Source organism: Streptomyces sp. NPDC034084 (genome assembly GCF_055575535.1).
Genome location: NZ_JBVISK010000011.1, coordinates 119,680 through 130,942, shown reverse-complemented (window position 1 = coordinate 130,942; position 11,263 = coordinate 119,680). Strand labels below are relative to the sequence as shown.

Genomic DNA, 11,263 nt, shown 5'->3' with positions numbered 1-11,263 from the left:
TGGGGAAGTGGTGAACGGGGGGCGGGAGCGAGCCCCCGAAGATTTTCGGGTCCGTTCCCCGGGACGAAACGGGGCCGTGGCCGCCGGACTTCCGGCGCCCACGGCCATTCTCATTGCTCCGCCGCCATTCAGGGCAGCGGGAAGCTCTTTCGGGGCAGCACGAAAAGCTCGGACCGAATTCCTCTTCTTTGTATACGGTGCGCGTTAAGTCCGCGCACTCGCCGTGTTGACTGCGTGTTGCGAAAGCCTCACACGGTCCCGGTCCGGCCTTTTCAGCCGGTGCAGCGACAGCGAGCGTTCCGCGTGCAGCGCGGTCAGCGCCCTCGCCCGCTCCGCGTCGCCGCGCGCCACGGCGTCCACGATCGCGCCGTGCTCCGCCCAGGCCTCCACGGGCTGGGCCGGCTGCTCCACCACGTGCGTCCAGGCGATCTTGTGCCGCAGCTGGGTGAGCAGCGCCGTCAGGGCCGGGCTCCCGGAGGCCTGCGCGAGCGTCTCGTGGAACCAGCCGCCGAGCGAGCGCAGGTCCTCGCCCTGGCCGCGCCTGGCCCGCTCCTGCCCCAGCCTGACCAGGCCGCGCAGCACCTTGAGGTGCGCCTCGGTGCGCCGCTGCGCCGCCCGCGCGGCCCCCAGCGGTTCGAGCAGCGCCCGCATGTCCAGCAGATCGGCCGCCTCCTGCTCGGTCGGCTCCGCGACCTGGGCGCCCGCGTGGCGGCGGGTGACGACGAAGCCCTCGGACTCCAGGGTGCGCAGCGCCTCGCGGACCGGGACGCGGGAGACGCCGTACCGGCGGGCGAGCTGCTCCTCGGTCAGCCGGCCGCCCCGCTCGAACACGCCGGAGACGATGTCGTCCCGGATCGCCGTGCATACCGAGTGCGCGGGAATGCGCATGTCCGACCTCCGCCTTGGTCCGCGCGAGACAATTCGACCGGCGCCTGTTCCGCGCCCGATCCGCGACTCTATTGCAGCAGGCCGGGATTTCCGATGCCCCGACGGAATTCATGGGCGTCTTTTGGTCAGCGAAAAGCCCCGGCTCAGTACGAGCCGGGGCTTTTGCGACGCGGTGTGCGGCGGGGTCCGGGTCAGACGGTGACGCCGCGGGCGCGGAGGTACGCGACGGGGTCGATGTCGGAGCCGTACTCGGGGCTGGTGCGCGCCTCGAAGTGGAGGTGCGGTCCGGTGGAGTTGCCGGTCGAGCCCGAGATGCCTATCTGCTGGCCCGGCTCGACGGTCTGCCCGACGTGGACGCCGATGGAGGAGAGGTGTCCGTACTGGGTGTACGTGCCGTCGTGCATCCGGATGACGATGTTGTTGCCGTACGCGCCGCCCCAGCCGGCCTCGACGACGGTGCCGGAGCCGACGGAGACCACCTGGCTGCCGTAGGCGGCGTGGAAGTCGACGCCGGAGTGGCTGCCGGAGGACCAGAGCGAGCCGCCGGTCTTGTAGCCGGTGGAGACGTACGAGCCGGCGACGGGGAGCTGGAAGGAGGCCAGGCGGCGGCGCTCGGCCTCGCGGGCGGCCCGCTCGCGCTCCAGCCGGACCTCCTTGGCGCGGGCCTCGGCCTTGCGCTTCGCCTCGGCCTCGGCCTTCGCCTTGGCGATGGCCTCGAAGGCCTCCTGCTCCTGGGCGGCGGCCTGGGCGTTGATCCGGTCCACGAGGGATTCCTCGGAGATCACCTGGGTGAGGCCGGTGTCCTCGACGGAGCGGTTGTCCGTGTCGGCGGCGAGCGCCGGGGAGGCGAGGGTTCCGATGACGCCGGTGGTGGCCAGCGTCGCGGCGCCGGCGATGCCCACGCTGCGGCGCGCCATCCGGCTCGGACCACGATGCTTCCCGGTGGCACGGGTGAACGCCATGAAGGGGCTGATCCTTTCCTTCCTTCTCGCCTACCGGGTTAGCTGACGGGTTCGGAGCAGGAAGGTCTCCTACGAGCCCCTCCGTCGAGACGAAGGCGCCCGATTCACCCCAGGGACTACGTGGGTCCCCGGCTCCCCAGGCTCGCGCCTGACGGGGACTCGGCGATGACTGTCCGGTGCCGCGGTTGCGGCACGTGCAACTGACGAACAGCCGCACCGACGCTATGCGGATCGTCTTTCAATCACCAACCAGACGCGCCTTTTGTAAGACATGCCACAGGGCATACGATCATGGTTGCTCTCAATACGGACATACGGTAAGACCCCGACGAACGATGCCGTCGGGGTCTTCCCGTCGTCGCGTCAGGGCCGGAATCAGCCCGTCACGACGGTCACTTCACCGATGCCGAGGGCGCGCACCGGCTCCGCGATCTGCGCCGCGTCGCCGACGAGCACGGTGACGAGCCGGTCGACCGGGAAGGCGCTGACCACGGCGGCCGTCGCCTCGACGGTGCCGGTCTCGGCCAGGCGCGCGTACAACTGGGCCTGGAAGTCGTCCGGAAGGTGCTGCTCCACCTGGTCGGCGAGCGTCCCGGCGACGGAGGCGGCCGTCTCGTACTTGAGCGGCGCCACCCCCACCAGGTTCTGGACGGCCGTCTCGCGCTCGGCGTCGGTCAGGCCGTCGGCGGCGAGGGTGCGGAGCACCTTCCAGAGGTCCTCAAGTGCCGGGCCGGTGTTGGGGGTGTCGACGGAGCCGCTGATGGCCAGCATCGCGGCGCCGTTCCCCCCGGCGTCCGAGCGGAGCACCTGGCCGAAGGCGCGCACGCCGTACGTGTAGCCCTTCTCCTCGCGCAGGACCCGGTCCAGACGCGAGGTCAGGGTGCCGCCGAGGCAGTACGTGCCGAGGACCTGGGCCGGCCAGACGCGGTCGTGCCGGTCGGGGCCGATCCGGCCGATCAGCAGCTGCGTCTGAACGGCGCCGGGACGGTCCACGATGACGACCCGTCCGGTGTCGTCGGCGGTGATCGGCGGCATCGGTAGCGGCTCGGCCGGCTCACCGGTCCAGGCGCCCAGCGTCTCGGCGAGGACCTTGTCGAGGTCGACGCCGGTCAGGTCTCCGACGACCACGGCCGTGGCCGTGGCGGGCCGGACGTGCGCCTCGAAGAAGGCGCGGACGGCGGCGGCGTCGATCGCGGCGACGGTCTCCTCGGTGCCCTGGCGCGGCCGTGACATCCGGGACTCGGCCGGGAACAGCTCCTTGGAGAGCTGCTTGGCCGCGCGGCGCGCCGGGTTGGCCGTCTCGTGCGGGATCTCGTCGAGGCGGTTGCGCACCAGGCGCTCGACCTCGGTGTCCAGGAACGCCGGGGCGATCAGGGCCTCGGAGAGCAGGCCGAGCGCCTTGGGCAGCCGGGAGACCGGGACCTCCAGGGAGACCCGTACGCCCGGGTGGTCGGCGTGCGCGTCGAGCGTGGCGCCGCAGCGCTCCAGCTCGGCCGCGAACTCCTCGGCGCTGTGCTTGTCGGTGCCCTCGGAGAGCGCGCGGGCCATGATGGTGGCGACACCGTCGAGACCGGCGGGCTCGGCGTCCAGCGGGGCGGGCAGGAAGATCTCCACGGCGACGACCTGCTGGCCGGGGCGGTGGCTGGTGAGCACGGTCAGACCGTTGTCCAGCTTCCCGCGGTCCGGGGCCGGGAAGGCCCACGGCCGGGCCGCGCCGGGCGCCGGCTGCGGGTGGAAGTCCATGCTCGTCAAAGACACGGCGGCGTCGGTCACTGGTCCGCTCCCTCTTCGTCGTCATCGCCGTCGGCGCTGTCGCTCTGCTCGGTCGCCAGGGGCTCGTAGACGAGCACCGCGCGGTTGTCGGGGCGCAGCTTGGCGGCGGCGACCGCCCGCACCTCGTCGGCGGTGATGTCGAGGACGCGGTCGACGGCGGTCAGAGCGAGCTGCGGGTCGCCGAACAGCACGGCGAACCGGCACAGTTCGTCCGCACGGCCCGCGACGGTGCCGAGCCGGTCCAGCCACTCGCGCTCCAGCTGGGCCTGCGCGCGCTCCATCTCCTCGGGCGTCGGGCCCTCGGCGGCGAACCGGGCGAGCTCCTCGTCGACGGCCGCCTCGATCCGCGGGACCTCGACGCCGCCGGACGTCTTGACGTCCAGCCAGCCCAGGGAGGGCGCCCCGGCGAGCCGCAGCAGGCCGAAGCCGGCGGCGACGGCCGTGCGGTCACGGCGGACCAGCCGGTTGTGCAGGCGGGAGGACTCCCCGCCGCCCAGGACCGTCAGGGCCAGGTCGGCGGCGTCGCACTCGCGCGTGCCGTCGTGGGGCAGCCGGTAGGCGGCCATCAGCGCGCGCGCCGGGACCTCCTCCTCGACGACCTCGCGCAGCTGCTCGCCGATCACCTCCGGCAGATCGCCGGAGCGGGGCTCGGGCTTGCCGTCGTGGCCGGGGATGGAGCCGAAGTACTTCTCGATCCAGGCGAGCGTCTGCGCCGGGTCGATGTCGCCGACGACGGACAGCACCGCGTTGTTCGGGGCGTAGTACGTGCGGAAGAAGTTCCGCGCGTCCTCCAGGGTGGCCGCGTCCAGGTCGGCCATGGAGCCGATCGGCGTGTGGTGGTACGGGTGGCCCTCCGGGTACGCGAGGGCGGTCAGCTTCTCGAAGGCCGTGCCGTACGGCACGTTGTCGTAGCGCTGGCGGCGCTCGTTCTTGACGACGTCCCGCTGGTTCTCCATGGACTCGTCGTCCAGGGCCGCGAGCAGCGAGCCCATGCGGTCGGCCTCCAGCCAGAGCGCGAGCTCCAGCTGGTGCGTGGGCATGGTCTCGAAGTAGTTGGTGCGCTCGAAGCTCGTCGTGCCGTTGAGGGAGCCGCCGGCGCCCTGCACCAGCTCGAAGTGGCCGTTCCCGTGCACCTGCTTCGAGCCCTGGAACATCAGGTGCTCGAAGAGGTGGGCGAGGCCCGTACGGCCCTTGACCTCGTGACGCGAGCCGACGTCGTACCAGAGGCAGACCGCGGCGACCGGGGTCAGGTGGTCCTCCGAGAGCACCACGCGCAGGCCGTTCGCCAACCGGTGCTCGGTCGCTGTCAGGCCGCCGGAGCCGGCCTCGGCCGTGGCCGTGTGACCCATGGGCATGTACGTCCCTTCGATCGCGATGTGAAAAAGTCCTGCCACTGTATGCAAGCGCGCCGACACCTGGCGAAGTTCCCGCCCCTTCGTGATGTCCCTCTTCCGGGTCGCGGTCGGCGCTGTCGGTGGCACGGTCCACAATGGTCCGCGTCAGATCAACCTTGTTGGTGAAGGAGCCGCAGCCGCGATGGCCCGCCGCAGCACGAAGACACCGCCGCCGGACGACGCGTACGAGGAGAGGATCCTCGACATCGACGTCGTCGACGAGATGCAGGGCTCCTTCCTCGAGTACGCGTACTCGGTGATCTACTCGCGCGCTCTCCCCGACGCCCGCGACGGCATGAAGCCCGTCCAGCGCCGCATCGTCTACCAGATGGGCGAGATGGGGCTCCGACCCGACCGCGGCTTCGTCAAGTGCGCCCGTGTCGTCGGCGAGGTGATGGGCAAGCTCCACCCGCACGGCGACGCGTCGATCTACGACGCGATGGTCCGCATGGCACAGCCGTTCTCCATGCGTCTCCCCCTCGTCGACGGCCACGGCAACTTCGGCTCCCTGGGCAACGACGACCCGCCGGCGGCCATGCGGTACACCGAGTCGCGCATGGCCCCGGCCGCGCTGCTCATGACCGAGTCCATCGACGAGGACACGGTCGACTTCACGCCGAACTACGACGGCCAGGAGCGGGAGCCGGTCGCGCTCCCCGCCGCCTACCCGAACCTGCTGGTCAACGGCGCGTCCGGAATCGCGGTCGGCATGGCGACGAACATGCCGCCGCACAACCTCGGCGAGGTCATCGCGGCCGCCCGCCACCTGATCCGCCACCCCAACGCCGACCTCGAGACGCTGATGCGCTTCGTGCCCGGCCCCGACTTGCCCACCGGCGGCCGGATCGTCGGCCTCTCCGGCATCAAGGACGCGTACGAGTCGGGCCGCGGCTCCTTCAAGATCCGCGCCACCGCGACCGTGGAGACCGTGACGGCGCGCCGCAAGGGCATCATCGTGACCGAGCTGCCCTTCACGGTCGGCCCCGAGAAGGTCATCTCCAAGATCAAGGACCTGGTCGGCGCCAAGAAGCTCCAGGGCATCGCGGACGTCAAGGACCTGACCGACCGCAGCCACGGACTGCGCCTGGTCATCGAGATCAAGAACGGCTTCGTGCCCGAGGCGGTCCTGGAGCAGCTCTACAAGCTGACGCCGATGGAGGAGTCCTTCGGCATCAACAACGTGGCCCTGGTCGACGGACAGCCGCTCACCCTCGGCCTCAAGGAGCTCCTGGAGGTCTACCTCGACCACCGCTTCGAGGTGGTCCGGCGCCGCTCCGAGTTCCGCCGCACCAAGAAGCGCGACCGGCTCCACCTGGTCGAGGGCCTCCTCGTGGCACTGCTCGACATCGACGAGGTCATCCGCCTCATCCGGGAGAGCGAGAACTCCGCCCAGGCCAAGGAGCGCCTGATGGAGCGCTTCTCCCTGAGCGAGATCCAGACGCAGTACATCCTGGACACCCCGCTGCGCCGCCTCACCAAGTTCGACCGCCTTGAACTGGAGAGCGAGCGCGACCGCCTCAACGGCGAGATCGACGAGCTGACCGGGATCCTCGACTCCGACGCGGAGCTGCGCAAGCTGGTCTCGGCGGAACTGGCCGCGGTCGCCAAGAAGTTCGCCACGGACCGGCGGACCGTCCTGCTCGAGTCGGCGGGCGCGCCCGTCGCGGCCGCGTCCCTGGAGGTCGCGGACGACCCGTGCCGGGTGCTGCTCTCCTCGACGGGCCTGCTGGCCCGCACGGTGACGGAGGCGCTTCCGGCCGCGGAGGACGGCAAGCGGTCCAGGCACGACGTGATCGTCTCGGTGGTCGCGGCGACCCAGCGCGGTGACATCGGGGTGGTGACCTCGGCCGGCCGGCTGCTGCGGATCGCGGTGATCGACCTGCCGCAGCTGCCGGACACCGCGAGCACCCCGAACCTGGCGGGGGGCGCGCCGCTGTCGGAGTTCCTCTCCCTGGAGGCGGACGAGACGGTGGTCTGCCTGACCACGCTCGAGGAGTCCTCGCCGGGTCTCGCCCTCGGCACGCTGCAGGGCGTGGTGAAGCGCGTGGTGCCGGACTATCCGGCGAACAAGGAGGAGCTGGAGGTCATCACCCTCAAGGACGGTGACCGGATCGTCGGCGCGACGGAGCTGCGGACGGGCGAGGAGGACCTGGTCTTCATCACCTCCGACGCCCAGCTGCTGCGCTACCAGGCCTCGCAGGTGCGGCCCCAGGGGCGTCCGGCGGGCGGCATGGCGGGCATCAAGCTCACGGCGGGCGCCGAGGTGATCTCGTTCACGGCCGTCGACCCGGCGGCCGACGCCGTCGTCCTCACCGTCGCGGGCTCCACGGGCACCCTGGACTCCTCGGCGGGCACCTCGGCGAAGCTGACCCCCTTCGACCAGTACCCGCGCAAGGGCCGCGCCACCGGCGGTGTCCGCTGCCAGCGCTTCCTGAAGGGCGAGGACGTCCTGACCTTCGCCTGGGCGGGCGCCACCCCGGCCCGCGCCGCCCAGAAGAGCGGCGCCCCGGTGGACCTGCCCGAGGCGGACCCCCGCCGCGACGGCTCGGGCACCCCGCTGCCGAAGCCGATCAACGTGGTGGCGGGCCCGGCGAGCTGATGACCTGAGTCAGAGATCCTCGACAAAGTCGCTGCCTATCGCCGACGCGTCTCCGACCCAGGTCACCGGGAATCCTCCGGATCCTCCTCGGTCCGCCGCACGTACCGCAGGACGCCCCACATGCTGTGTTCGTCGGGGGCGTCCTGCGGGCCGTTCAGCTCGCAGGCGGAGAGTTCCTTGCGCAGCGCGGCCGCGTCGACTCCTGAGCCGATCAGGACGAGCTGGGTGAGGCGCTCCTCCCCGGCGGGCCAGGGCTCCGGGTAGAAGCGCAGGAAACGGCCGACCGCGTGGACGAGGTAACGGTTGGCGGGATCGGCGGCGCCGAGGTCGACGAAGCCCTTGATCCGGTAGAGGCCCTCGGGTCGCGAGTCGAGGAAGGCCATCAGCCGGCGCGGGTGCAGCGGCGTCGAGGCCGTGACCGAGAGGGCCTCGTAGGCCGCGTGCGGGTGGGCGGGGGCGGCGTCCTCGGAGCCGTACAGGATGTCCTCGATCGACATCTGTCCCTCGATCTCGCCCTCCGGTACGACCCGGTCGAAGAGCAGTTCCGGATCGACGCGCCCGTGGGATGCCTCGACCACGGCGGCGCGCCCGGCGAGCCCGGCCACCGTCTCCCGTACGCTTCGCAGCTCGTCCGCGGCCACCCGGTCCACCTTGTTGACGACGACGAGGTCGGCGAGGGCGAGGTGCCGGTCGGTCCCGGGATGCCGCTGCCGGGTGGCCGTGAACTCGGCGGCGTCGACGACCTGGACGAGCCCTCCGTACACGACCCGCTCGTTCTCGCTGGCGAGCACCATGCGGACCAGTTCCTCCGGCTCCGCGAGCCCGCTCGCCTCGATCACGATCACGTCGAGCCGGGACTCGGGCCGGGTCAGGACCTCCAGGTACTCGTCGAGCTCGCCGGCGTCGACGGCGCAGCACAGGCAGCCGTTGCCGAGGGAGACGGTGGAGCCGACCTGGCCGGCGACGGTCATCGCGTCGATGCCGATGTCGCCGAAGTCGTTGACCATGACTCCGATACGGGTGCCCCGGGCACTGCGCAGCAGGTGGTTGAGGAGCGTGGTCTTCCCGGCCCCGAGAAACCCGGTCAGGACGACGACGGGGATCTGCTGCGTGGTCAAGGGACGTGCCTCCGCTTCCTTCGGGTCCTACGGGCGTGACAAACCCCCAGAATAGGCGCCCGTCCCGTCACCGTTTCCGGTCGCCGGTCGCGTCCGTTTACCTTTTCCGGCATGAGCCCCGCACAGACCAGCCCCCCGCGCGCCCGTGCGCGCCGTCGACGGTTCGGGTGGCCTCGGCGGGTGTTCTCGCAGGTCCTGCTGATGCAGCTGGCCATCGCGACCGGTGTGACCGTCCTCGCGACCGGCCTCTTCCTCGCCCCGCTGAGCGCCCAGCTCGACGACCAGGCCATGCGGCGGGCCCTGGCCATCGCCGGGACCACGGCCTCGCCGCGGCTCGCCGCGGAGCTCACCGCAAGCCGGCCCTCCGCACGGGGTCCGGTCCAGACGGAGGCGGAGCGGATCAGGACCTCCACGGGCGCCGAGTACGTCGTGGTCATGGACACGCGCGGGGTGCGCTGGTCGCACACCGATCCCGCCGAGATCGGCAGGCGCGTCTCCACCGACCCGAGCAGCGTCCTCGCCGGGCACGACGTGATGGAGATCGACAGCGGCACCCTGGGCCGCTCGGCGCGCGGCAAGGTGCCGCTGCGGAACGCCGACGGGCGGATCGTCGGCGCGGTCTCCGTCGGCATCGAGTACGACAGCGTCCGCGACCGGCTCCTCGCCGCCATCCCCGGCCTCCTCGCCTACGCGGGCGGCGCGCTCGCGGCCGGTGCGCTCGCCGCCTACCTGATCTCGCGGCGGCTCCAGCGCCAGACCCACGACCTGGCCTTCTCCGACATCTCCGCGCTGCTCGCCGAACGCGAGGCGATGCTGCACGGCATCCGCGAGGGGGTCGTCGCCCTCGACCGCCACGGCTCCGTACGGCTCATGAACGACGAGGCGCAGCGCCTCCTCGGCCTCGGCCCGGAGGCGGCGGGCAGGCCGCTCGACGAGGTCCTCGGCCGGGGCCGTACCGCCGACGTCCTCGCGGGGCGGGTCACCGGCGAGGACCTGCTCACCGTCCGGGGCCACCGGGTGCTGATCGCCAACCGGATGCCCACCGACGACGGCGGCGCCGTGGCGACCCTGCGCGACCGCACCGAGCTGGAACGCCTCGGGCGTGAGCTCGACTCCACCCGCGGCCTGATCGACGCGCTCCGAGCCCAGGACCACGAGCACGCCAACCGGCTGCACACCCTCCTCGGTCTCCTGGAGCTGGAGATGCACGAGGAGGCGGTCGCGTTCGTGACGGAAGTGGTCGGGGTGCACCGGGCCACCGCCGAGCAGGTCACGGAGAAGGTCCACGACCCGCTCCTCGCCGCGCTCCTGGTCGGCAAGGCGACCGTCGCCGCCGAGCGGGGCGTCTCGCTGCGGCTCGCGCCCGGTTCTCTGCTGCCGGACCGGCTCGTCGACCCGCGCGAGCTGGTCACCGTCGTCGGCAACCTGGTCGACAACGCCCTGGACGCCGCCGCCGGCACCCCCGGCGCCCGGATCGAGGTCTCCTTCCGCGCCGAGGGCCGTACGGTGGTGCTGCGGGTCACGGACAGCGGCCCGGGCGTCCCCGAGGAGCGCCGCGAGCTGATCTTCACCGAGGGCTGGACGACGAAGGAACTGCCGTCCCACGGGAAGCGCGGGCTCGGCCTCCCCCTGGTCCGCCGCCTCGCCGAGCGCCGGGGCGGCACCGCGGAGGCGGCCGGCGGCCCCGAGGGCGGCGCCGTGTTCACGGTCGTCCTCCCGGACGCCCTGACCGAGCCGGAGCCCACCGAGCCGGTGCCCGCCGAGTCTGATCCCACCGAGCCGGAGCAGGTTTCGGAAGCCGCCGGGGAGGCGCGATGATCGACGTGCTCGTGGTGGACGACGACGTCCTGGTCGCGCGGATCAACGCCGCCTACGTCGCCAAGGTGCCCGGCTTCCGGGTCGTGGCCACGGCCCACTCGACCGCCGAGGCGCTCGCCGCCCTGGACGGACAGCCGGTGGACCTGATCCTCCTGGACCACTACCTGCCCGACGAGAACGGGCTCGCGGCGGTACGAGAGCTCCGCGCGCGCGGCCACCAGTGCGACGTGATCATGGTGACGGCCGCCCGCGACGTGGCCACCGTCCAGTCGGCGATGCGGCACGGCGCCCTCCAGTACCTGGTCAAGCCCTTCACCTTCGCCGGGCTCCGCGCCAAGCTGGAGGCGTACGCGACGCTCCGCCGCACCCTGGAGGGCGGCGGCGAGGCGGAACAGGCCGAGGTGGACCGGATCTTCGGGGTGCTGTCGGCCGGCGCCGTCGCTCCCGACCTGCCCAAGGGCCACTCCCCCACCACGGCCGAGCTGGTCCGGCAGGTACTCCTCGCCGCCGGCGGCCCGCTGTCCGCCCAGGAGATCGCCGAGCGGGCCGGCGTCAGCCGCCAGACCGCCCAGCGCTACCTCAAGCTCCTGGAACGCACCGGCCGCGTGCGCCTCTCCCTCCGGTACGGAGAGACCGGCCGCCCCGAGCACCGCTACGCCTGGGCCGGCTCCTCGTCCCCCGGCTGACACGGGGGTACCGGCGTGCGTCCCG

Annotated in this window: 8 protein-coding genes and 1 riboswitch; of the genes, 3 read left to right on the top strand and 5 right to left on the bottom strand. The window is 72.2% G+C overall.

Features of this window, described 5'->3' with window-relative positions; genetic code table 11:
• Nucleotides 1–204 precede the first annotated feature (204 nt).
• The 4 genes from ACZ51I_RS30365 to ACZ51I_RS30350 all read right to left on the bottom strand — a co-directional run bounded on the left by ACZ51I_RS30365 (nt 205) and on the right by ACZ51I_RS30350 (nt 4,978).
• The gene (locus tag ACZ51I_RS30365) at nt 205–888 is read right to left on the bottom strand and encodes a GntR family transcriptional regulator (RefSeq protein WP_468882223.1); all 684 of its coding nucleotides are present in this window, start codon (nt 886–888) and stop codon (nt 205–207) included.
• A gap of 191 nt (nt 889–1,079) precedes the next feature.
• Nucleotides 1,080–1,850 carry a M23 family metallopeptidase gene (locus ACZ51I_RS30360; protein WP_468882220.1) on the bottom strand — a complete coding sequence of 257 codons (771 nt, stop codon included), beginning with the start codon at nt 1,848–1,850 and terminating at the stop codon, nt 1,080–1,082.
• Between the two features lie 12 nt (nt 1,851–1,862).
• A riboswitch (cyclic di-AMP (ydaO/yuaA leader) is annotated at nt 1,863–2,025 on the bottom strand.
• A 200-nt stretch (nt 2,026–2,225) separates the two neighbouring features.
• Nucleotides 2,226–3,593 carry a M16 family metallopeptidase gene (locus ACZ51I_RS30355; protein WP_468882239.1) on the bottom strand — a complete coding sequence of 456 codons (1,368 nt, stop codon included), beginning with the start codon at nt 3,591–3,593 and terminating at the stop codon, nt 2,226–2,228.
• Nucleotides 3,594–3,619: 26 nt separating this feature from the next.
• Nucleotides 3,620–4,978 carry a M16 family metallopeptidase gene (locus ACZ51I_RS30350; protein ID WP_468882218.1) on the bottom strand — a complete coding sequence of 453 codons (1,359 nt, stop codon included), beginning with the start codon at nt 4,976–4,978 and terminating at the stop codon, nt 3,620–3,622.
• 181 nt (nt 4,979–5,159) lie between these two features.
• Between ACZ51I_RS30350 and ACZ51I_RS30345 the strand changes: the two genes are divergently transcribed.
• Nucleotides 5,160–7,616, top strand: a complete 2,457-nt coding sequence (locus ACZ51I_RS30345; RefSeq protein WP_468882215.1) for a DNA gyrase/topoisomerase IV subunit A — start codon at nt 5,160–5,162, stop codon at nt 7,614–7,616.
• Nucleotides 7,617–7,678: 62 nt separating this feature from the next.
• Here the strand turns inward: ACZ51I_RS30345 and ACZ51I_RS30340 are convergent, their stop codons facing one another.
• Nucleotides 7,679–8,734 carry a CobW family GTP-binding protein gene (locus ACZ51I_RS30340; protein WP_468882212.1) on the bottom strand — a complete coding sequence of 352 codons (1,056 nt, stop codon included), beginning with the start codon at nt 8,732–8,734 and terminating at the stop codon, nt 7,679–7,681.
• A 111-nt stretch (nt 8,735–8,845) separates the two neighbouring features.
• Between ACZ51I_RS30340 and ACZ51I_RS30335 the strand changes: the two genes are divergently transcribed.
• Nucleotides 8,846–10,552 (top strand): sensor histidine kinase, encoded by a 1,707-nt coding sequence (locus ACZ51I_RS30335; RefSeq protein WP_468882210.1) that lies wholly within the window; start codon nt 8,846–8,848, stop codon nt 10,550–10,552.
• Nucleotides 10,549–11,238 (top strand): DUF7342 family protein, encoded by a 690-nt coding sequence (locus ACZ51I_RS30330; RefSeq protein ID WP_468882208.1) that lies wholly within the window; start codon nt 10,549–10,551, stop codon nt 11,236–11,238. The genes ACZ51I_RS30335 and ACZ51I_RS30330 overlap by 4 nt, the downstream gene beginning before the upstream one ends.
• The last annotated feature ends 25 nt before the right edge of the window (nt 11,239–11,263 follow it).